This is a genomic window from Kitasatospora sp. NPDC057940 (assembly GCF_042887425.1).
Taxonomy (GTDB): Bacteria; Actinomycetota; Actinomycetes; order Streptomycetales; family Streptomycetaceae; genus Kitasatospora.
This window is the reverse complement of the sequence record NZ_JBHVPH010000034.1, coordinates 40,949-63,240: the sequence shown is the minus strand read 5'-3', so window position 1 is coordinate 63,240 and position 22,292 is coordinate 40,949. Positions and strand designations below refer to the sequence as shown.

At 71.9% G+C, this 22,292-nt stretch carries 17 protein-coding genes; 12 read left to right on the top strand and 5 right to left on the bottom strand.

Annotation, left to right across the window (positions count from 1 at the left end; translation table 11 throughout):
- The first annotated feature begins 6 nt into the window (after positions 1-6).
- From ACFVTF_RS34015 to ACFVTF_RS33980, 8 genes are all read left to right on the top strand, one after another.
- Entirely contained in the window at positions 7-1,731 is a 1,725-nt protein-coding gene (locus tag ACFVTF_RS34015; RefSeq protein ID WP_387817910.1) for a thiamine pyrophosphate-binding protein, read from the top strand.
- Positions 1,728-3,005: a beta-ketoacyl-ACP synthase II gene (fabF, locus tag ACFVTF_RS34010; RefSeq protein ID WP_387817909.1), complete on the top strand. Its 1,278-nt coding sequence runs from the start codon at positions 1,728-1,730 to the stop codon at positions 3,003-3,005. Before ACFVTF_RS34015 ends, fabF begins: the two co-directional genes overlap by 4 nt.
- Before the next feature lie 10 nt (positions 3,006-3,015).
- On the top strand, positions 3,016-4,977 hold the full coding sequence (locus tag ACFVTF_RS34005; RefSeq protein WP_387817907.1) for a condensation domain-containing protein: 1,962 nt from the start codon (positions 3,016-3,018) through the stop codon (positions 4,975-4,977).
- The gene (locus ACFVTF_RS34000) at positions 4,974-6,221 is read left to right on the top strand and encodes an aminotransferase class I/II-fold pyridoxal phosphate-dependent enzyme (RefSeq protein WP_387817906.1); all 1,248 of its coding nucleotides are present in this window, start codon (positions 4,974-4,976) and stop codon (positions 6,219-6,221) included. Before ACFVTF_RS34005 ends, ACFVTF_RS34000 begins: the two co-directional genes overlap by 4 nt.
- Positions 6,222-6,301: 80 nt before the next feature.
- Positions 6,302-6,544 (top strand): acyl carrier protein, encoded by a 243-nt coding sequence (locus ACFVTF_RS33995; RefSeq protein ID WP_387817905.1) that lies wholly within the window; start codon positions 6,302-6,304, stop codon positions 6,542-6,544.
- Positions 6,545-6,596: 52 nt separating this feature from the next.
- Positions 6,597-7,358: an SDR family NAD(P)-dependent oxidoreductase gene (locus tag ACFVTF_RS33990; protein ID WP_387817903.1), complete on the top strand. Its 762-nt coding sequence runs from the start codon at positions 6,597-6,599 to the stop codon at positions 7,356-7,358.
- Positions 7,359-7,449: 91 nt separating this feature from the next.
- On the top strand, positions 7,450-8,706 hold the full coding sequence (locus tag ACFVTF_RS33985; protein WP_387817901.1) for an MFS transporter: 1,257 nt from the start codon (positions 7,450-7,452) through the stop codon (positions 8,704-8,706).
- Positions 8,707-8,972: 266 nt separating this feature from the next.
- The gene (locus tag ACFVTF_RS33980; protein ID WP_387817900.1) at positions 8,973-9,686 is read left to right on the top strand and encodes a hypothetical protein; all 714 of its coding nucleotides are present in this window, start codon (positions 8,973-8,975) and stop codon (positions 9,684-9,686) included.
- A 50-nt stretch (positions 9,687-9,736) separates the two neighbouring features.
- Here ACFVTF_RS33980 and ACFVTF_RS33975 read toward each other — a convergent pair whose 3' ends face one another.
- Positions 9,737-10,357 (bottom strand): LysE family translocator, encoded by a 621-nt coding sequence (locus tag ACFVTF_RS33975; protein ID WP_387817899.1) that lies wholly within the window; start codon positions 10,355-10,357, stop codon positions 9,737-9,739.
- Positions 10,358-10,380: 23 nt separating this feature from the next.
- Entirely contained in the window at positions 10,381-11,118 is a 738-nt protein-coding gene (locus ACFVTF_RS33970; RefSeq protein WP_387817898.1) for a metallophosphoesterase, read from the bottom strand.
- 131 nt (positions 11,119-11,249) lie between these two features.
- Here ACFVTF_RS33970 and ACFVTF_RS33965 point away from each other — a divergent pair, with 131 nt between their 5' ends.
- Positions 11,250-11,876: a CGNR zinc finger domain-containing protein gene (locus tag ACFVTF_RS33965; RefSeq protein ID WP_387817897.1), complete on the top strand. Its 627-nt coding sequence runs from the start codon at positions 11,250-11,252 to the stop codon at positions 11,874-11,876.
- Between the two features lie 337 nt (positions 11,877-12,213).
- Here ACFVTF_RS33965 and ACFVTF_RS33960 read toward each other — a convergent pair whose 3' ends face one another.
- Positions 12,214-13,278, bottom strand: a complete 1,065-nt coding sequence (locus ACFVTF_RS33960; RefSeq protein WP_387817896.1) for an aldo/keto reductase — start codon at positions 13,276-13,278, stop codon at positions 12,214-12,216.
- Positions 13,279-13,395: 117 nt separating this feature from the next.
- Here ACFVTF_RS33960 and ACFVTF_RS33955 point away from each other — a divergent pair, with 117 nt between their 5' ends.
- Both ACFVTF_RS33955 and ACFVTF_RS33950 read left to right on the top strand, forming a co-directional pair.
- Positions 13,396-14,229, top strand: a complete 834-nt coding sequence (locus tag ACFVTF_RS33955) for a helix-turn-helix transcriptional regulator (RefSeq protein WP_387817895.1) — start codon at positions 13,396-13,398, stop codon at positions 14,227-14,229.
- A gap of 412 nt (positions 14,230-14,641) precedes the next feature.
- Positions 14,642-15,979 carry an NHL repeat-containing protein gene (locus ACFVTF_RS33950; RefSeq protein WP_387817894.1) on the top strand — a complete coding sequence of 446 codons (1,338 nt, stop codon included), beginning with the start codon at positions 14,642-14,644 and terminating at the stop codon, positions 15,977-15,979.
- 342 nt (positions 15,980-16,321) lie between these two features.
- Here the strand turns inward: ACFVTF_RS33950 and ACFVTF_RS33945 are convergent, their stop codons facing one another.
- Positions 16,322-18,133, bottom strand: a complete 1,812-nt coding sequence (locus tag ACFVTF_RS33945) for a hypothetical protein (protein ID WP_387817893.1) — start codon at positions 18,131-18,133, stop codon at positions 16,322-16,324.
- Positions 18,134-18,603: 470 nt separating this feature from the next.
- Positions 18,604-19,176 (bottom strand): hypothetical protein, encoded by a 573-nt coding sequence (locus ACFVTF_RS33940; RefSeq protein ID WP_387817892.1) that lies wholly within the window; start codon positions 19,174-19,176, stop codon positions 18,604-18,606.
- 226 nt (positions 19,177-19,402) lie between these two features.
- Here ACFVTF_RS33940 and ACFVTF_RS33935 point away from each other — a divergent pair, with 226 nt between their 5' ends.
- Complete coding sequence (locus ACFVTF_RS33935; RefSeq protein ID WP_387817891.1) at positions 19,403-22,279, top strand: BTAD domain-containing putative transcriptional regulator; 2,877 nt, start codon at positions 19,403-19,405, stop codon at positions 22,277-22,279.
- Positions 22,280-22,292: the final 13 nt, after the last annotated feature.

The following is a 22,292-nucleotide window of genomic DNA, read 5'->3' as shown; positions in this document are numbered from 1 at the left end:
AATCAGGTGAGCAGGCTGAGCCAGGTGAGCCAGGTGAGCCAGGTGAGCAAACGGTACGCCGACGCGTGGTCCGCGATCGTCGACCTGCTGGTGGCGAACGGGGTGGACACCTGCTTCGGATTGCCCGGCGACGACCTGGAGTTGCTCCGCGCCCTCGACGCCGCCGGCCTGGACCTCGTACCGTGCCGTGACCAGCGCAACGCGATGTACATGGCGACCGGTTACGCCCTGCAGTCCGGCCGGCTCGCCGTATGCGCGCTGGGCAAGGGCCCGGCCGTCACACACGCGGCCACGGGGCTGCTGGAGGCGCGGGAGTCCGGTGCACCCGTCCTCGTGCTCGCCGCCGGCGTGCCCGAACACCGCCGGGGCAGCGGCGGGTTCCAGGAACTCGACCAGGTCGCCGTGACAGCGCCGCTCGTGCGGTGGGCGCACCGGGTGGGGCATCCGGACCGGGTCGTCCCCGCGACGGTGACGGCGCTGACCCGGGCTCTGGGGCCGCCGCCCGGGCCGGTGTACCTGGAGGTGCCCGATGACGTCCGCACGGCCGCGATCCTCGTCACCGGGCCGTGGCCGACGCTGCCCGAACCGCTGCTCCTCGACTCCGTTCCCGCGACGCCGGGACCGGCCCTGGCGGCGATCCGCGAGAGCCGGCGCCCGGTGGTGCTGGTGGGCGGCGGGATGCGGCACCGCAACGGCGGCGGTGTGGTCGAGCGCTTCGCCGAACGCCTCGGCGCGGCACTGTTCACCACCGCGTCCGGCCGGGGAGCCGTCGACGAGCACCACCCGCTGTTCTGCGGCGTGGCGGGCCTCTACGCCGCGGCCCCCGCCCGCGAACTGTGGTCGTCCTGCGACCTGGTGGTCTCGCTCGCCGGGCGGCTGGAGGAGACGGTCACCGAAGGCGGGACACCGTGGCCCCCGGTCGCGGTGGTGCAGGTCAACGTGGATCCGGGCGGTCTGTCGGCCGAGTTCGCGGGCCCGCGGGTGCTCGGGGACGCCCGGTACGCCGTGCTCGGCTGGTCGCGGGCGCTGGAGGAGGGCGGCGAGGCCGAGCGCGCGGCCGCGACCGAGGCGTGGGCAGGCAGGGTCGCCGTCGCCCGTAAGGCCATGTCGCTCGAGGTGGAGGAGGAACTGGCCCGCGCGGCGACACTGCCGGGGATCCGCATCGCCGAACTGCTCGCCGCGCTCGATGCCACCGCCGGCGAGCGCCGCGTGCTGGTCCAGGAGAACGGGCTGCAGGACATGTGGTCCTACGGCTTCCCCTTCCACGTCGGTGGCGGGTCCATCGTGCCGTCGGAGCAGACCCCCTTGGGCTTCGGAGCGGCCGCGGCCATCGGGGTCAAACGGGCCGCCCCCGACCACGAGGTCACCGCGTTCATCGGGGACGGAGCGTTCCTCGCGGCCCGCGCGGACATCGCCGTCACCGCTCCGGGCCACGGCGGCGTGCTGTACGTGGTGCTGTGCAACGGCGGCTACGGCTGGCTGGACGCCCAACGCGCCCGCCTCGGTCTCGACGCCGAACGCCACCCCTTCGTCCGCCCGGGCGCGCCGCCGCCCGTGGTGGACGGGCCTGACATCCACTGTCGAGTGCTGCGCGACAAGGCCGCGCTGACCGAGGAGATCCTTGCCGCGCGGCGGTTCTGCTCCCGGGGAGGCACCGCCGTGCTCATGGTGCCCGTCGCACCCGACGACATCCTCCCGTGCATCCGCGACGCCGAGGTGGTTCCCCAGTGACGAACGCAGGAGAGCGGGGCGACGCCGGGCGCAGCCCGTCCCGGCGCCGGGTGGTGGTCACCGGGTACGGGGCGGTGACGCCGCTCGGCCACAGTGTCGGCGAGACATGGGCGGCGATGCTCGCCGGGCGCAGCGGCATCGCCACCGTGGACGCGATCGACGTGACCGGTCTCGGAGTGCGGATCGGCGGCCAGGTGCGCGACTTCACTCCCGGGCGCTACATGCCGCCGGCGGTCAGCCGCCGCGCCGACCCGTACGCGCAGTACGCCCTCGCCGCGGCGCTGGAGGCGTGCGAGCACGCCGGGCTCGTCGTCGACGAGCGCCTGGCGCCGCGGGTCGCCGTGGTCATCGGCAGCGGCTACGGCCCGGTCGGGTCGATCTACCGCGCCGCGAACATCCTGCGCGACAAGGGGCCGCGGGGCATCAGCCCGTTCACCCAGGTCACCACCGCCATGGACAGCGCCGCCTGCGAGATCAGCATGCGTCTCGGCACGCAGGGGCCCAGCCGGGCCCAGAGCACGGCGTGCGCCAGCGGCGCGGACGCGGTGGGCGCGGGGATGCGCATGATCGGCAGCGGGGAGGCGGACGTCGTCCTGGTCGGCGGCGCCGACGCCTGCGTCACCACCGTCGACCTCGCGGGCAGCGGCAACGCCCGCGCGCTGTCCACGCGCAACGACGACCCGACGGCGGCGTGCCGGCCGTTCGACGCGCACCGCGACGGGTTCGTGATGAGCGAGGGGGCCGCCGTGGTGGTGCTGGAGGCCGCGGAGGTGGCCGACCGGCGAGGAGCGACGGCTCTGGCCGAACTCGCGGGTTACGGAGCGAGTTCCGACGCCCATCACTGGACCGCCCCGCATCCGCAGGGACGCGGCGCGTGCCTCGCCGTCGAAGCGGCGCTGCGCGACGCGGGGATCACGGGGGCGGACGTGGACTACGTCAACGCGCACGGCACCGGAACGCTGCTGAACGACGCCACCGAGACGGCCGTCCTGCGCACGGTGCTGGGTGACCGGGTCACCCGGATCCCGGTCAGCTCCACCAAGTCGATGACCGGGCACATGATCGGTGCCGCCGGAGCGGTCGAGCTCGTGGCGTCGATCCAGGTCCTGCGTACGGGCGACGTCCCGCCGACCATCAACTGCGACAATCCGATCGACCCCGACATCAACTTCGTGCCGCACCGGGCGCAGCACCACGAGCGGATGCGGATCGCGCTCAGCAACTCGTTCGGCTTCGGCGGCCACAATGCCGCTCTCGTGGTCCGAGCCGTGTGAGGGCCCGGCCGTGAACCGCCTCCCGGAGCCGACCCCGAGCGCCGCCGCCGTCAGCCGCAGCGGGCCGCTGACCTGGGTCCAGCAGTGGCACTGGTTCGAACGCACCGTCCCCGCACGACGGCGGGTGAACCCGACGCCGCTCGCCGACCACTGCCACGTCCCGCCCCCGGCCACCGTCGCCGACGTCCACGCGGCACTCGCCTCCCTCACCGCCCGTCACGAGGCGCTGCGCACCACGGTCGACCCGCTCCGCCCGGTCCAGCACGTCCACCGCGCGGACTGGGCCCCGCTGCCGGTCGACCACGTCGACGTCCGCGCCGTCGATGCCGGCACCCTGGAAGCCGCCACCGCGGCGCTGGCCGCCCGTCCGATCGATCCCGAGCGGAATCCGCCCTGGCGCGCCAGGGTGTTGCTGGAGGCAGGGAGGCCGCGTGCGGTCCTGCTGGCCGCCCACCACGTCCTGATCGACGGGTGGGGGCTGGCGGTGCTGATTAACCAGCTGCACGACCAGCTGCACGGCGTCAACGCACCGGTGGAGGCATCCGTGCACCCGCTCGACGCGGTCGCCGCCCAGCGGCCGGAACGCGCCCGCGCGGCGGAGCGCGAGTGGCTCACGCGGCTCGCGGGCAATCCGACCGGTGTGCTGGCCCCGTTCGGCGGGACCGACGACGGCATCGGGCGCCACCGCCTCCAGCACCGCTCGGCGGGCGCGTACGCCGACCTCGCCCGCGTGGCCCGGCGTCATCGGGTCAGTCCGGAGGTCGTGGTGCTCGCGGCGCTGGCCCACGACGTCGCCACCCGCACCGGCGAACTCCGCTTCCTCGCGTCGGTGGTGGTCTCCAACCGGGCCCGGGCCGCGCTGCGGAACAGCGTCGACGTCCGGGCCCTGACGGTTCCGGTCCAGATCGACCTCCGCCCGGGCGCGGCGTTCGGCGAGGTGGTCGCCTCGGTCGCCGCCGCCTCCGCCGCCGCCTACCGGCACGGTCAGTGGCGCCCCGCGGACCTGGTCGCCGCCCAGGCGCGCATGGACCGTCACCGCGGTGTCGTGACCGTACCGACCATCGAGTACAACTGCTACTCGTGGCCGCGCGACTACCTGGTCCCCGGGTACCTGGCCCCCGCGCACGGCACTGCGCCGGACGCGTCCGCCACCTGGATCCGCAGCGCGCCCGACGAGCCCTGCGACACGCTCTACGTCGATCTCGCCCTCGACGCGGGGGTCGTCACGCTCGACGTCACCGTCGGGGACCACCTGCTCGACGCCGGGCAGGCCGTGGCGTTGCCCGTCCGTCTGTGCGCCTTCCTGCGCGCGCTCGCCGACGGTGCCGACTGCCCGGTTCCGGCGCGTCCGCTGGCATCGGCCGCCTCCGGCTGGTGGCGTGCCCCGCAGGGCTGGGTGTGCCCGGCCAGGGTCGAGGACGTGCTGCGCGGCCACCCAGGAGTGCTCGACGTGACGGTGGTGCCCAGCGGGGACGCCGCGGGGGAAGGCGAACCGCACCTCGTCGCACGCGCCCGCACCGCCCCCGGTGTCACCCCCGGCGACTTGCACCGCCACGTCCTGGACCACCTCGACGAGGTGCCGGGCATCGCGGCCCCGGGCCGCTACGTGCTGTCCCGCACCGCCACCACCGGCGCCACCAGCACCACCGATACGGGAACGCCGCGGGTCCCGTCGCGCCGGCCCGCGACGGGCGCCGAACGGGCACTGGCCGCCGCCGTGGCCGCTGTCGCACCCGACGGTCCGCCGGGCGGCTCCTCCGACGGCCCTGACGCGGTCGACATGAACCGTTGCCTCGCCGACCACGGCGTCACCCTGGTCGCCGTCCCTCGCCTCCTGGCACTGCTCCACCGGTTCGGCTTCACCGGGATCGCGCCGGACGAGCTCGCCGGAACGGCCTCGCTCGGCCACCTCGCCACCGCCCTGGAGCCCTCACCGCCCCGCGCCCATCGTGGAGGAGAAACCGCGCCATGACCGCGTCCCGCACCGCTGGCCCCTCCGCGGACCGCCTGGCCCCGTGGGCCTTCGCCGCCTTCGTCGAGGCGAACACCCACGACACGGCGTACCGCCCACCGGTGGTGGACGGTCCCGTCGGGCCGACCATCGTCCGCAACGGCCGCGAGCTGGTGAACTTCGCCAGCATCAGCTTCCTCGACCTGGAGCGCCACCTCCCGGTACGGCGTCATTTCGCGGCGGGGGCGCTCGCCCACGGCCTGAGCACCAGCGGATCCAGGATGACCCAGGGGATCTGCCGCCCGCACCAGGTGCTGGAGGAGACGATCGCCCGTCACACCGGCAAGGAACGAGCCATCAGCTTCGCCACGGGGCTCCTGGCCAACATCGGGTTCGTCCATGCCATGAGCAGCTCCGCGCACTTCGACGCCGGGATCGAGGTGCGCAACCACGACACCGTGTTCGTCGTCGACCGCGACGTCCACTGGAGCATCTGGAAGGGCCTCCAGGGACTCGGCTACGGCCGCAACGTCCACGCCTTCCGGCACAACGACGTCTCCGACCTGGCCCGCGTCCTGGAGCGGGCCCGCACCCACAAGACCGTGGTGATCGCCGAGAGCATCTACTCGGCCGACGGCACCATGGGGCCGATCGTGGAGATCCTCGACGAGTGCGACCGGCACGGCGCCGTCAGCATGATCGACGACGCGAACGGCTTCATGGTCTACGGGCCCGAGAACCGCCCCTACGCCCGGGAGGCGGCCGCGATCCGGGAGCGGGCCGACTTCGTCATGGTGTCGCTGTCGAAGGCCATCGGTCTGGAGGGCGGCGCGATCGCCGGGCCGGCGGCGGCCATCGACGCCTTCGAACTGCTCTCCGGCACCTCGATGTTCACGGCCGCCATCCAGCCGCCGACCGCCTACGCCGCCGACCGCACGATCGGCGTCCTCGCCGGCACTCCGGGGATCGTCGACGACTACCTGGCGCATGCCGCCCGCCTTCGCCAGCAGATGCACGAGGCCGGCACGGCGACGACGCCGACCGAGTCGTACATGCTCTCGGTGCCGATCGGGAGCGACGCCGCCGCCCTGCAGATGCGGGAGTGGTTCGTCGAGGACGGCTATCTCGTCCCCGTCTTCTCCTACCCGGCCGTCTCACGCAACCAGGCGCTCCTGCGCCTGTTCCCGCACGCGGGCCACACCGAGGAGCAGATGGACGGCTTCCTGCGCACCCTCGTCGCCTACCGGCGACGCCTCGGGCTCTGACGTCCCCATCCGCGCTCGCCCCACCGACCGGTGATCAACGCCGACTTCATCCCCATCCCCATCCCCAGAGGGAGGAACCCGTGGTGGACAACAACGACATCCTCAACGCCATTGCCGAGATCGTCGAGGAGGTCCTCGGCATCGACTCCGCCGAGGTGAGCGCCGAGACGTCGTTCACCGACGACCTCGACGTCGACTCCCTGGCCATGATGGAGATCGCCGTGGCGGTCGAGGACAGGTTCGAGGTGAAGATCCCGGACGACCGGGTCACGGGGTTGAGGACCGTCGGCGACGCGGTGAACTACGTCGCCGCGCACCGGTGACCGCCGCCGGGACGGCTCCTCCCCACGCGGCTCCCCCGGAGGTCGGGCGGCGATGAGCGTCCTCGACCGCTTCCGGCTCGACGGTCGCGTCGCCGTGATCACCGGCGCCTCCTCCGGACTGGGCGTCGCCTTCGCCACCGCGGTGGCGGAGGCCGGCGCCGACGTCGTCCTCGGGGCGCGGCGCACCGAGCGGCTGGAGACCGTGCGCGCGGCCGTCGAGAAGCTCGGCCGCCGGGCCGTCGCCGTACGCACCGACGTCACCGAGCCGCATGACTGCCGCAGGCTGGTCGACGCGGCCGTGCAGGCGTTCGGGCGGGTGGACATCCTCGTCAACAACGCCGGGATCAGCAGTGAGCGACCCGCGGCGGAGGAGACCCCGGAGCAGTTCCGCGAGGTCATCGACACCAATCTCAACGGCGCCTACTGGACGGCCCAGGCCGCGGGCGCGGTGATGCTGCCCGGCAGCTCCATCGTCAACGTCTCGAGCATCCTCGCCCTGGTCACGGGCGGGCTGCCGCAGGCCGCCTACTCGGCGTCGAAGGCCGGGATCCTCGGGCTCACCCGCGATCTCGCCCAGCAGTGGACCCCCGGCAGGGGCATCCGCGTGAACGCCCTCGCACCGGGCCTCTTCACCTCCCCGATGACCGACGGCTACGCCGAGGGCTACCTGGAGGCGGTGATGCCGCGGGTGCTCTCAGGCCGCATCGGGCGGCCCGAGGAGCTCGCCGCGGCTCTGGTCTTCCTCGTCTCCGACGCGGCGTCCTACATCACCGGCACCACCCTGACGGTCGACGGGGGCACCCACATCGCATAGTGACACCCAGCGCCCGGACCCGTCGGCGCTGCCGGTGGGCCGCCGCCACGCCATGGCCGACGCCCCGCACCCGAGCCCCGGAGAGCCACCGATGACGACGGAGCCGACCGCCCCGCCCCTTCCGCGCGAACCGCTCGGCGATTCGCACCTGCGCCGCCTGATCGTGGGTCAAGGGCTGGCGGCCGTGGTCGATGCGCTGTTCATCGTCTGGCTCACGCTCTTCGTGCTCGACCTGTCGGAACCCGGAATCGCCACGGGCCTGGTCCTCGTGGCCGTGGCGCTGCCGCGTGCGGTGCTGCTGCCTCCTGCGGGGGTACTGGTCGACCGCCTTGGCCCCGCCCGTGTCGTGGCCGGTGCCGCCTGGCTGCGGGTCGCCGTCCTGCTGACCCTCGGCGTCCTGGTCACCTTCACCTCGCCGTCGTTGACGACGGTCGCGCTGCTCGGCGGGCTGCTCGGCGCCGCCGACGCCGCGTACTTCCCGGCGGCCCTGGCGCTGCTCCCCGCCGTCGTGCCGACCGACAAGCTCTCCCGGGTCAACGGGCTGGTGCAGGGCGCGGAGTCGGGGGGCGACCTGGTCGGCCCGGCGGTGGCCGCCGGATGCATCGCCGCGGTCGGCTTCGCCGCGACGCTCGGCGGGATCGCGGCGATGGCCGCGGTGGCCGCCGTCGTCCTCAGCACGCTTATCCGCGTGGTACGACGCGGCGAAGGTACCGGGGACGACGCCGGACCGGCCGCCGTCGACGGCGAGCAGTTCAGCAGTGCGCGTGCCCTCGGCGTGGGCTTGCGGTACACCTGGCACGAACCCCTGGTGCGAGGGATGCTCGCGGCCATCGCTCTGATCAACATCGCGGTCGTGGGCCCCGTGCTCGTGGGCGGCGCGGTGCTCGCCGATCAACGCCTCGGCGGCGCGGGATCCCTGGGCGTCGTGCTCTCCGGCTTCGGTGCCGGCTCACTGGCCGGCTCCCTGATGGCCGGCTGGCGGCCGCCCGCCCGGCGCGGCCGGACCGTGGTCGGCGGTGTCGCGGCGATCGGCGCCGGCATGGCCGGACTCGCCGCCGTCACCCATGTCGTCACCGCGACGGCGGTCGTCTCGCTGATCGGCCTCGGATCCGGGTTCCTCGGAGTGGTGGTCGTGGCCACTCTGCAGGAGCGGGTGCCCGAACAGCTGCTGGGCCGGGTGCTCAGCCTCGTCGTGCTGGCCACGGTCGCGTTCGACCCGTTCTCCTACGTGATCGCCGGCGCCCTGCTCCCCTTCGGCACGACGACGCTGTTCCTGGTCTGCGGCAGCGCCGTCCTGGCGTGCGCCGGCCTGGTCGCCACGAGCCCGGCGATCCGCTCCCTGAGCTGACCGTGACGATCGCCGGTCGTCCGCCGGTCACCGGGCCCGGCCGAGGCCCCCGTCGGGCCCGGTGAAGATCTGCGCGCGGTCGCGGCACCTGGGTCGAGGCGGGACTCTTCGAGTGAAAAACCGGAGCAGGGCCGCCTGAGCGGCGCTTCGCCGACTATTGAACGGTCTTCCGACCATATGTTTAATTTCGGCGCTCACAGCGGCGGTGCTCGTGCCCGGAGTGCAATTCCCACGTGCCACAGACCACGAAGCCAAGAGGAACAGCCATGCGCACCACCCGCCGCGCTCTCGCCGCTTCCATCGCGGCGGCCTCCGTCTCGGCCTTCGGCCTGGCCCTCCTCTTCACGGGCGGGACGTCCCAGAGGTCCGATGCCACGCAGGTCCGCACGGTCAACGCCCTCGGCGCCTCGCAGAGCGAAGCCGAATCGTCCTGGTCACCCTCCACCGGTCCGGACTCGGACGATTCGGTGCCCCGTTGCTTCAGCTACGGCGGCCCCTACTGCGGCTGGGTGAGAGCCTACTGGGGCGGCTGCGACTGGGACTGGGGCCTGAGCTACGGCTTCAAGGACCCTGACGTGCTCTGCCCCCACGACCCCCGCCCGAGCCCGTCGGCCGCGGCCAGTCCCTCCGCCACACCGAGCGCCTCGGCCAAGCCCAGCCCCTCGGCCAAGCCCAGCTCCTCAGCCTCACCCAGCCCCTCCGCCACGCCCAGCAGCGCTCGGCCACTGCCGGCCCCTCAGCCATCCCCGAGCCGCTCCGACGAGCTCAGCCCCTCCGCCACGCCGAACCGCTCGGACGAGCTGAGCCCCTCGGCCACACCCGCTTCCCCGGCCGTACCCAGCCCGTCGGCCGCACCCAGCCGCTCGGACGAGCTCAGCCCCTCGGCCGCGCCCAGTCTCCCGGCCACCCCCGATTCCCCGGCCGCACCCAACGCTCCGGGCGAGCTCAGCCCCTCGGCGGAGCCCAGCCCCTCCGTCTGAAGCAGCAGCTCCTTCTACTGAGCGACATGTCTCACCGTGCTGGTCGGGCGTCAGGTTACGGCGGTTCGGAGGGCCAGCGCGACCAGGACCGTGGCGGTGATCCTGCTGAGGACTGCTTTGAAGCGCGGGGATGCGGCGGCTCGTGTGGCTCTGCCGAGGAGGAGCGTCCAGATCAGGAGCCAGAGGCTGACGAGAGCGGTGTGGGCGGTGGCGAGGAGCAGGATCTGCCGGATGGGGGATCGATGGGGATTGATGAACTGGGGAGCGAGAGTGAGGTAGATGGATGCCGCCTTGGGGTTCAGCACATTGCCGAGCAGGGCTTGCGTATAGGCCGAGCTCCGCGCCCGCGGCGCCCGGCCGAGGGCGCGGCGGGCGGTCGCTCGGGGTGAGGCGGTGCGCCAGGTTGAGATGCCGAGGGTCAACAGGTAGGCAGCTCCTGCGAGCCTGACGGCGGTGAACGCCTGGCCCGAACTCATGACCAGCGCGGACAGGCCGAGTGCCGCCAGCGTTGCATGGACGTAGAGGCCGGTTGCGGTACCGAGGGCGACCGGCAGGCCCTCTCGTCGGCCGCTGGTCGTGACTCGCTGGATCAGCAGGGTCAGGCTTGCCCCGGGGGTTGCGACGAGGGGCAGGACTGCGGCCAGGAATCCGGCCACGGCGTAGAGGTCCACGGCTGTGTCCGACCGTTTCCGGTTCAGGCCACGACGCGGAAATGGGTGACGACCCGTCGGTCCTCGATGACGTGGAAGGCCAGTCCCGGCGGAGCGTCCAGGTCGGCGAGCTGGTCTCCCTGCCAGGGCAGTCCGAGCGTCCAGATCGTGGCGGGGGCCATCAGCAGCGGGCGACCTGCGAACTCGGCGGTGGCGGCCGTGTGGGCGTGGCCGGTGAATACCGCGAGGACCTGGGGATATGCGTTCAACACCTCGGCCAACTCGTCGGGCCGTCCGAGACGGATCGAATCGGGCAGCGGGTGGTGCAGGGCCACGGGCGGGTGGTGGAAGGCGAGTACTGCGGGGGTGGAAGCGTCCAGGTCGTCGAGGGCGGCGGAGATCCAGGCGAGGGTCTCAGGGGCGAGCAGCCCGTCGTGACGGTCGGGGATGGTCGAGTCGGCCATGAGGATCGCCGTGCCGGCGATGTGGTGGAGGCTGTTGACCGGCCCGTCGGCGGCGGGCTGGCGCAGCAGGGCCTTGCGGTAGACCGCTCGTACGTCGTGGTTGCCGGGGCAGGTCAGTACCGGAAAGGGCGCGGTGAGGATCTCTGCGGCCTGCTCGTACTCGGCGGGATCGGCGTGGTCGGCGATGTCCCCGGTGACGAGGAGCGCGTCGGGAGGCCGGGGCAGCGCCCGGAGGTGGTCCATGACGCGGGTGGCCCGTTCGGCTGCGCGGTCGGTGCCGTCGAGGTGGAGATCGCTGATGTGTGCCAGGAGGACCATGGGTCACCTTTGCTGGGCAGAGAGTCGATGCCTAACGCCTAATGAGCCTAGATGCGTTAGTGACGGTAGGGTATGCATCGCCCCTTGATCAAGTGGGCAGACGGCACGGCGGCAACGATCGGATGGGACCCATGGACGTCGGGGAGACAGCAGAGCGGTGTCTCGCGCTCGAACTCGCGGGCACCATCCGCCATGACGGCAATGGCGGCGTGGCTGACGACCTGTCCGGCCCCCAGGGGCTGACAGCATGGGTTCGAGGCCGTGCGGGTTTGTTCGACGGAGTCGTCGATGCGCGGGGGTTCACCGCCGACGAGCAGGCCGTGTCGGCGGTCGTGTCCGTGCGCGAGGCGGTTCGCGCCCTGTTCGCACGCGCCGTCAGCCCCACCCTGCCGAGCAAGGCCGACGCCCATCGGCTGATTTCCTGCGATGACGCGCTGGAACGGATCAACACGGCCGCCCGACGAGTACCGACAAGTCCGCAACTGGCTTGGCCCACCGAGGCTCTGCCGTTCCTGCAGACGGTCTCGCCCCACGCACCCCCGGACCCGCAGCTGGCATTGTGCGCGGCCCTCGCCCGCTCCGCCATCGACTTCCTGACAGGGCCCCAGTGCAAGCAGCTCCGCGCCTGCACAGCCCCTCGATGCGTCCGCTACTTCCTCAAGGGACATGCCCGGCAGGAGTTCTGCAAGCCCTCCTGCAGCAACCGTGCCCGCGCTGCCCGCCACTATCAGCGCCACCGACCACCGAGCAGCCCCTGAGCCAGGGGCTCTGGCCCGCTGCTCCGCACTACTCACAGCCGGCGACGTCATAAGCCCGGCAGCCAAGGATCGGACGCAGTTCCCGTTGTCCCTGCTTGGTTGCAGTGTCTCTTCAAGGTCTCTCGGCGAACCTGAGCGACCTGCTTGCGCGTTGCAGTGAGCCAAGTCGGCTGGATAGCGTCCCCACCCCATGGCACAAGCGATCTTCTCGTCCGCGGGGTGGGAGACATGGGCCCTGGAGTTCAGGCCGGCGATACCCGGGGGGATACCGCTGGTTGTCGACGAGGACCTTCTCCCCGAGCACGGCGGTAGTGCCGCCCCGGGGCTCGATCGAGGATCAGCGGCGGGTCTCGACCTTCAGGTCGCCGTGGGTCACCGCGCGCATCCTGTCGCTGGCGAGCAGGTCGTGCGGGAAGCCGGGTTCGATCGCGCTGGCCTCGTCGAGGCGGGCCAGTTGGGCGGCCGTGAAGTCGACCTCCAGGGCACCCAGATTGTCCTCCAGCTGCGCGAGGGTGCGGGCACCGATGAGCGATGCCGTCACATCCGGGTTCTGCAGGGTCCAGGCCAGCCCGACCTGGGCGGTTGTGCGGCCCAGCTCCGCGGCGACCTCCTTCACGACATCAGCGATGTCCAGGTTGCGTTCGGTGAGCCCGCCGTTGGCGATATTGAAACCCTTACGGGTGCCGTCGTCGACCGCGGTGTTCGTCGTGGTCAGGTCGTCGCGGCTGTACTTGCCGGTGAGCACCCCGCCGGCAAGTGGCGAGTACGGCACCACGCCCAACCCCATCTCGCGTGCCATCGGGATCAGGTCACGTTCCCCGGTACGCTCGATCAGGTTGTACTCGATCTGCAGGGCGACCAGCGGCGACCAGCCGCGCAGGTCGGCGATCGCCTGCATGCGCGACACCTGCCAGGCCGGGGCGTTGGAGATCGCCACGTACAAGACCTTGCCCTGCCGGACCAGATCGTCCATGCCGCGCAGGATCTCCTCGACCGGTGTCGTGAAGTCCCACACGTGCAGGTAGAGCAGATCGATGTAGTCCGTGTTCAGCCGTCGCAGACTGGATTCCACCGACGCGAACAGGCTCTTGCGGTGAGGACCCCCGGAATTCGGGTCGCCGGGCCGGCGCAGCGTGGTGTATTTCGTTGCCAGCACCAGGCTTTCGCGGTTGTCGCGGGTGAATTCACCCAGCAGGCGCTCGGAGCTGCCATTGGTGTAGGTGTTGGCGGTGTCGACGAAGTTGCCGCCGCGCTCGACGTAGAGGTCGAACAGCTTACGCGCCTCGTCCTGCTCGGTACCCCAGCCCCACTCGGTGCCGAAGGTCGCCGCGCCCAACGCCAGCGGTGAGACCCGCAGCCCGGAGCGGCCCAGCAGCCGGTAGCTGTCGAGGGAGAGCGACATCGTGTCCTCCTGTGCTTGTCATCCGTTGTCGAGAACAAGTCTGTGACCGCCGCGAGCCGGGGATAAGGGAAAGAGTTTCCTGGGAACACCAGTCCTACCCTGGCTGTTGGACCGACCATGACGACCCGCACCGTGGACACGACGAAGGAGCTGGCCGCGTTCCTCCGGACCCGGCGCGAGCGCCTGGACCCGAAGGACTTCGGCCTGCCGTCGCGTCAGCAGGCCCGGCGGACCCCGGGACTGCGTCGTGAAGAGGTCGCCGAACTGGCCGGGGTCAGCATCGACTACATCGTGCGGCTGGAACAGGCCCGGGGACTGCGGCCCTCGGCGAACGTGGTGGAGGCGTTGGCCCGGGCGCTGCGCCTGGCCCCCGACGAACGCGCCTACCTCTTCAACCTGGCCCAGCAGCGCCCCCGCAACGCCGACAAGCCCGCCACCACTGCAGCGCCACCACTGGCCCGGCTGGTCGCCGACCTGTCGCCGCTGCCGGCCATGCTGATGAACCACCGCTACGACATCCTGGCCTGGAACGGCGAAATGGCGAGACTGCTGCTGGATTTCGACACCCTGCCGCCGTCGCAACGCAATGCCATGTGGCTGTGCCTGGTACACCCGGACATACGCGCGTTCTACGTCGACCGCGAGCGCGTCGTGCGGGAGGGAATCGCCCACTTGCGCGCAGCGTGGGCCGCGCACCCGGAGGACCGGGCGTTGATCGACCTCATCACCGAATGCACCACCCGTAACGAGGAATTCGCGCGCTTGTGGGCCGAGCGGGACGTGAAGGTCAACGGCCGCGGAGCCAAGGTGCTGCGGCACCCGGACGCAGGTGTGATCGCCGTGAACTTCGAAGTGCTTGTGCCACTCCAAGACCCGGACCAGCGGTTGATGATCTGCCGCGCCGCGGACGATGAGAGCCGGTCGGCATTGAACCGGTTGTGCTCACGGTGACGTCGAACCCTCGTGTTCCGGCAGCTCGCTCTGTCCCGGCTCGCCGCCCAGCACCTGGAGATCGAACGCCAACGCGCCGGCCACCCCGCACCGCAACAGGGCCCGGCTCTCGGGGCCCTGCGGTCGGCGCCTGACCGGCCCGGCGGCAGCTGCGTCCGGTGCGGACCGTCGTGCTCCGGGTAGCCTCCGCAGCCGCCCGCCCGAAGGCGCCGCACGCGGGGCCGCGCCGCACGGCCCCGGCCGACAAGCACCGGCTCGCTCAGGGTTCGCCAATTGCCCTGCCCGTCAACGGGTTTGGCGTATACCGTCGCATTGGACGGTGAATCCGCGCGCCCACCCGTCCACCGGCCGCCTCCGCGGAGCGGCCAGTCCTGTGACCTCCGGTCTCCCATCACGACAAGGAGCAGCAGCCATGGCAAACGCGAGCACTTCCGGAACCGGTCCGCAGCCCGTGGGCCTCGCGCAGGGCGTCATCGCCACGGTGGTGGGCGGCGGGAATCACGTGGACATCCCGGCCGACAGGCTCGCCGCCCAGGTCATGCTCGGCCATGCGTCGCGCCCTGCGGTCGACAAGGACGGGAACCTGTACTACCCCGACCAGCTTCGGCACTGGGTCTGCAAGGTGACCCCCCAGGGCTCCGTCACCACGGTCGCCGGCACCGGCGCCGCCGGGTACACGCCCGACGGTGGCCCCGCCGCCGCCGCGAAGCTCAACTTTCCCGCAGGCGTGGCGGTTGACGACGCCGGCAACGTCTACATCGCCGATCAGCTCAACCACATGGTGCGCAAGGTGAGTACGGCGGGTGTCATCTCCAGGGTCGACGCCCCCCAGATCAGGGTGCCGGCCGACGTGGCGGTGGACGCCGACGGCAGTCTCTACATCGCCGAGTACGGCGGCCACCGCATCAGCAAAGTCGATGCCAAGGGCGTCGTCACCACCATCGCGGGCAACGGGCAGGCTGGGTTCGCGGGCGACGGCGGACCCGCCACCGCCGCAAGGATCAACAGTCCCATCGGTGTGGCCGTGGACGGCGGCGGAAACGTGTACATCGCGGAGTACGCCGGACACCGTGTCCGCAAGGTCGATGCCGGAGGCGTCATCACCACCGTCGCCGGCACCGGCACCCCCGGGTACGTCTCCGACGGCGGTCCGGCCACGGCCACCCCGCTCAACACGCCCAAGGGCGTGGCGGTCGACGACGCCGGCAACGTCTACATCGCCGACTCCGCCAACCACCGGATCCGCAAGGTCGCCCCGGACGGCGTCATCACCACCGTCGCGGGCGACGGCATCGCCGGGTACGCGGGCGACGGCGGGCCCGCGACGGCGGCCCGGCTCTACTCGCCGGGCGGGGTCGTCCTGGACAGGACGGGCAACCTCTACATCGCGGATACCGGCAACGCTCGCATCCGCGGGGTGACGTCCGCCGCCACCACCGGCTCCGCGTGGCAGGACACCCCCCTGCGCGTCACCCAGACGAACGTGCCCCGGGCCTTCCCCGACCAGCCCACCGTCTTCAACCTGGAGATCCACTCCCTGAGCAACCAGCCGGTCAACCCCGGCACCATCGAGCAGCGCTTCACCGCCCCACCGGCTTCGCCTTCACCGGCAGCGCCTCCTACGGCTACCACTACATCCGGCCCGCCGCCGCCGGAACCCTCGACACACGACTCGAAGACGACGGCAAGACCCTCGTCGTCCTGTCCAACCCCCACGTCAACACCGGGACCACGGACCGGCACGTGCTGATCTACACCATCGGCATCCGCGCCCTGCCCGATGCACAGCCCGGCACCTACGACGACGGGACGATCGCCATCGGGGGCCTGCTCGTCCTGCCACTGACCGCCACGGTCGACTGATCGGGCACAGGAGACGAGGCAGGCCTCGGCCCGGGTCCTGCGACCTCCCGACCGGCACCCTGTCGTAACCCGCACGGCCGCGTCCGGACCTGCTTGGGTCCGGACACGGCCGCTGCCGAGCACCGCCACCCCGACCCGATGTCGTAGTCGCCGACCGGGCCTGCTCTTCCCGCGCCATCCGCCTGCACCTGAGCCGGCGCGGCATTCGCGCGTCGGTCTGGCTGGTGGGTCAGCTGGTGGGGGTGCCGACGATGTTGGTGAGGTCGACGGTGGCCCACTGGCCGTTCGGCTGGAGGGCGGTGAGGTTGATGTGGCCGCCGTCGGTCGAACCGCGGGAATAGAGAGCGAGGGTGCCGTCGGAGTCGGTGGTGGCACTGACGGCCCCGTCCGTCACCGGAGTGCCGACCTTGGTGGTGAGGTCGGTGGTCGCCCACTTGTCAGCGGTGTCCTTGTAGGTGATCTGCAAGTGACCGTTGGCCGCATTCGCGCTGACCACACCGGTGACACCGTTCTTCATGGTGAAAGCACTGGGCGCGCCGCCCGCGGAGTTCGGGGTGCCGACGACGTTGGTGAGGTCGACCGTCGCCCAGGTGCCGTTCGCATACCTGGCCGTCCCCTGGAGATGCCCGTCCGTGCTCCGGGAGTAGATCATGAGGGTGCCGTCGGAGTCGGTCGTGGCACTGACCGCGCCGTCGGTGGCAGGTGTGCCGGCCAGGTTGGTGAGATCGGAGGTCGCCCACTGGCCGACGGCGTCCTTGTAGGTGATCTGCAAATGGCCGTTGCCGGCATTCGCACTGGCCACACCGACGGTCCCGTTCTTCTGGGTGAACGTCGCGGGCGCCCCACCCGCCGAGACCGGGGTACCCACGACGTTCGTCAAGTCGACAGTCGCCCAACTCCCGTTCGGCTGAAGAGCAGTGAGACTCAGATGCCCGCCGTCCGTCGAACCACGGGAATAGATCGCGAGAGTGCCATCAGGGTCCGTCGTGGCACGAACCGCACCCCCGGTAACCGGAGTACCGACCTGATTGGTGAGGTCACTGGTCGCCCACTTGTCATTGGCATCGCGATACGTGATCTGCAGATGGCCGTTGGCCGCGTTGGCACTGGCCACACCGGTGACACCGTTCTTCATCGCGAACGCACTCGGCGCCCCACCCGCCGAAATCGGGGTGCCGACGACATTGGTGAGGTCGACCGTCGCCCACTTGTCAGTCGGATACCTGGCAGTCCCCTGAAGATGACCGTCAACGCTACGGGTGAAGGTGTAAGCCGTACCATCGACACCACTCACCGAACTACCGTCACCCAACGCCGGCACCCACGCCGAACCCGGCGCCGGGTCGTTGACGACGTTCTTGTAGCGCAGCGCCTTGTAGTCGCCGTTCGGGTGCGAGTCGAGGGTCGCGGCGTTGATCGAGATACCGGTCCGGTGCTTCACCGGTGTGCTGCCGAAGGAGTAGTACGAGAAGGTGGTGTGGGCGGCGTCGTCCCACTTCTCGAAGAGAATGACGTGGTCGTAGTACGAGTTCAGGATGTCGCCAGGCATCAGGTCACTGCGGCTGATCTGGTAGGTGAAACTGTCCGCGAGGCCCTGTGTGTTGGCGCTGGTGCCGAGGTGCCAGGCCATCGAGACGTAGCCCGAGCAGTCCGTGCGGTAGCCGCGGCCGGAGGAGTCCGGGTACGAGCCGCCCTGGTCGTAGTTGATGTTCTTGCCGTACCAGAACTGGGCGCGGGCGAGGATCTCCGAGCGGGTGATCTGGCCGCCGACCGAGGAGGTCGTCGCCGCGTACGAGCTTCCGGCGGTGACGGCCGTGACGACCACGGCACCGGAGGCGGCGATGGCGGCGGCGAGCGTGACGCGCAGCAGCTTGGACGTCTTCGAAGGCATGACGGTGCTCCAGCGGGGAGAGAGGGGTGGGATCGGCCGTGCGTGGTGCTCGGCACACACCGGGCCGTGACGGCTGCCCTCCAGGAGCGGCGGTCGGTGACACCTGGTCCGGTGTGCTGCCCCGGGCAGGTGCTCCCTGGCGGCGGTCACCAGTCTCACCGCAGGTCAGGAGCCTCGAAAGGCCCTTGGACAGGCCGGAACCGGCCAGGCCCGTTCCGGCCTGCCCGGGTGTTCCGGCGCTCTCCTTCGCCGGACTCCGGCCCCGGGCAACGGCCCCACCTCGCCGGCGACGGCGGCCGGAACCCGCCCGGCCCCGACGGCAGTTCCTGCGCCGCTGGCGCCGACGCCCGGGACTCCTCCGAGGCCCGCGGGGGTGACGGCTCCGGCCTGATCACCTGGCGACCATTCACGAACACGTCCCTACCGGGACCCGTCGATCCACCAGACCCCCGTACCCGGCGCCCGCACCAACGGCACTGTCCCGCCATCGCCGGTGGCGAGGCGGGACAGGTGCCGATGGCGGGTCATGCGCCCCTGCCTCGGCCGCGCCCCCGCGGCTACCGAGGTTGCCGGGGAGGGGCCCGCCGGGTGGGGCGGCGTGAGGGTGCCGGGAGCGTGGCTCAGCCGAGCGTCAACGACTTGGCGTGGGTCCGCCAGGCCTCGTCCACCGAGACGGTGTCGCCCTTGTAGCTGGGGCTCTCGTAGCCGGTGGCCTGGAATCCGGTGAACAGGTTGAACCAGCAGTTGGCGTACGGGCGCACCGAGTAGACGTGGTCCTGGAGCGGGGCGGGGATGTCGAAGGAGTAGTCGGCGGCGTTCCCGTTGTAGCACGCGTGCGGGCCGGTGAAGGTCACCGATTGTCCGCCGAAGAAGAAGTCCTGGTAGATCGTCCCCAGGACCACCAGGTCGGAGAGGCCCGCCGGGCTGTTCAGTTCCTCGGCGAACGCGCTGTCGCGGGCGGCCTCGGCGGCGGTCGGCGGAGCGTCGGCGACCCGCCCGCCGGTGGCGTAGTTGATGGCCTCCCGGTAGGTGCCGAAGCACTGCGCCTGGCCGCCCTGCGCGTTCACCACGCAGTGCCGGTTCGAGTCTCCGGCCGTCGCGGGTCGAGCGACGGCCGTGGCCGCGCCGGACAGGGACAGTGCGACCGCCGACGCCGCGAGGACGGCTCCGATGCGCTTGGGCGAGCGTGCCATGGTTGATCAACTCCTGGGTCGAGGACCGGCGCCTTTCGGCCGGTGCACGGCAACACTCTCAATCTGCTGCACGGTTCTGGCATGATCTGATCACTGCCCTATCGTGACGCGCGCTGCCGCGTGCCGACACGTGAAAGTTCAGGTGAAACGCTCGGGACATGAAGTGACGCTTCGTCAACATCCGTACATATCCAGGTAATTGGCTTGGTATCGCCGATGGGGGGACATGGAGTTCAGGATCCTGGGGTCCCTGGAGGTGCGGGCCGGAACCGCCCCCGTACGGCTGGGCGGACGCCGTCAGCGGAGTCTGCTGGCGATGCTCGTGGCGCACTCGAACCGGACCGTCCCGGTCCCCCGGCTGGTCGACGCGGTCTGGGACCAGGACCCTCCGGCCACGGCGGACCGCCAGATCCGCAACATGGTCGGCCTGCTGCGCCGCGCGCTCGGCACGGAGCCGGCCTCCCCCATCGTGACCGACGGCGCGGGCTACCGGCTGGTGGCGGACGACGCCCGGGTGGACCACCGCCTGTTCGCCTCCCGGGTCGCGGCGGCCGAGGAGCTGGACGCGGCGCAGGCCGTCCCCCGGCTGCGCGAAGCCCTGGAGCTGTGGCGCGGCCCCGCGCTGGACGGGTTGCCCGGCCTGGCCTTCGCCGCCCTCGCGGCCGGCCTGGAGGAGCAGCGGATGGCCACGTTGGAGCGGCTCTACGAACTGGAGCTGGAGGCGGGGCGGCACCGCGAGGTCGCCGCTGAACTGACCGGCCTGGTCGCCGATTTCCCGCTCCGTGACCGCCTGGTGCGGCAGCTGCTGACCGCCCTGCACCGCTCCGGCCGACACAGCGACGGGCTGGAGGCCTACCGGCGCCATGCCTCCCGGCTCTCCGAGGACCTGGGGCTGGACCCGACACCTGAGGCCCAGGCCCTCCAACGGGCCCTCCTCCTCCCGTGTCCAACACCGACCGCCCGTCCGGAAACTGCCGCCCGCCCGGACCGGACCGCCTCGACCGCCGGTGTCGCCCCAGCCGCGCCCCCGGCGGACCCTCGACCCGAGCAACTCCCTTCCGGTCTCTCGGCGTTCGTCGGCCGCGCCCCCGAACTGCTCGTACTGGACCGGGTGCTGACCACCGGGGAGCCCGGCGCCCGCCCGACGGCGGCACCGTGCGCCGTGATCACCGGTGCCGCCGGAGTCGGGAAGTCCGTGCTGGCGCTGCACTGGGCCCACCTCACCCGGGAGCGGTTCCCCGACGGACGGCTCTTCGCGGACCTGCGGGGCTGGTCCGCCGCCGGCCCCCGCTCCCCGCACGGGGTACTGGCGGCATTCCTGCGCGCGCTCGGCGTGCCGACCGAGTCCATACCGACCCAGCTGGACGAGGCGTCCGCGCTCTACCGGTCACTGCTGGCGGAACGGCGGATGCTCGTCGTCCTCGACGACGCCGCCGACCCGGAGCACGTCAGACCACTGCTACCAGGCGGCAGCGGCTGCGCCGCCGTGATCACCAGCCGGGACCGGCTCACCGGACTCGTCGCCCGCGAGGGCGCCCACCGGATCGGAATCGACACCTTCACCCCCACCGAGGGACAGGCCCTGCTCGCCCGCGTCCTGGGCGCCGACACCGCCCAGGCGCAGCTGCAGCAGGCCGGTGCCCGGCTGCTCGACGCCTGCGGGCACCTCCCCCTGGCGCTCGGCATCGCCGCGGCCCAGCTGCGCGACCGGCCACAGCGTGACCTCGTCGCCTTCGCCGACGAACTGGCCTCCTCCACCGACCGCCTGGGCGCCCTGGAGGCCGACGGTGACGACCGCTCCTCCCTGCGGTCGGCCTTCGGCCTGTCCTACCGGGCGCTCGACCCCGCCGCCCGGCGCCTGTTCCGCCGCCTCGGCCTGTTCCCGGGGGTGGACATCAGCGCCCCCGTCGCCGCCACCCTGTCCGCGGCCGCCGTCGACGAGTGCGAACGGCTCCTCGGCCGCCTGACCACCGCCCACCTGCTCACCGAGCCGTCACGGGGCCGCTACCGCTTCCACGACCTGCTGAAGCTCTTCGCGGCCGAGCAGGGCACCCGCGAGGAGAGCCCGGAGGAACGGCGGGAGCTGTACGAACGCTGGTACGCGTGGTGCCTGCACCACGCGCACGCCGCTGGCCGGGTGCTGACCCCCGGTCGGCGGCAGGTCCCCCTCGGCCCGCCGCCCGAGGGCCTGCGGGTGGCCGACTTCACCGGCCCCGAGCAGGCCACCCGCTGGTGCGACGACCAGCGGGCGAACCTGCTCGCCACCGTCCACCACGCCTACGAACGCGGGGACGACGAAACGGCCTGGAAACTGCCCGCGCTGCTGTGGAGCTACCTCCACCGCACTTCGCCGCAGACCGAGGGGGTGGCCCTGGGCCGGACGGCCGTGGCCGCCGCCCGCCGCCTGGGCGACCCGAGCGCCCAGGCGCACGGCCTCAACGACCTGGGCCACGTCTGGGGCAACCTGGGCGAACTCACCCTGTCCCGGCGGACGTTCCAGCGGGCCAGGGTCCTCGCCCACGACGCCGGCGACCGGTGCACCGAGGGCCGGGCGCTGGCCTACCTCGGCGCCTACCACTACTTCACGGGCCGCTACGCCGACGCCGGGGAGTACTACGAGCGGGCCCTCGACCTGCTGACGGCCGACGGCCCGGAGACCGACGACTGGACGGCCGACCTCTGCCGTACCAGCCTGGCCCCGACCTACCTGCTCCTGGGCCGCTACCAGGAAGCATCGGACCACGCGAGCCGCGTGCTCGCCCGGCCCAGGGCCCAGCGGAACGGGCCGATGGACTGCTCTCTGCTCAACACCCTGGCGGCGGCGCAGCACGCCCTCGGGCGGCCGGAGGAGGCGGTCGGGCACTACGAACGGTCCCTCGCCGTGAGCAGCCGCCTGACGGGCTATCCCGCCCAGCGGGCCCACGCCTTCGCGGGACTGGCCGCCGCCCACCAGGCGCTGGGGTGCGAGCAGCGCTCCCGTCAGGCTTCGGACGCCGCGCACGAGATCTACGCGGAGCTGCCGGCGCACCAGCTGACCTCGAACCTGCCGATCCTGGCCGCACTGGGTTTCACTCCGCCCGCCGCGACCGACCGGCGGCGCTAGCCCCGGCCGACTG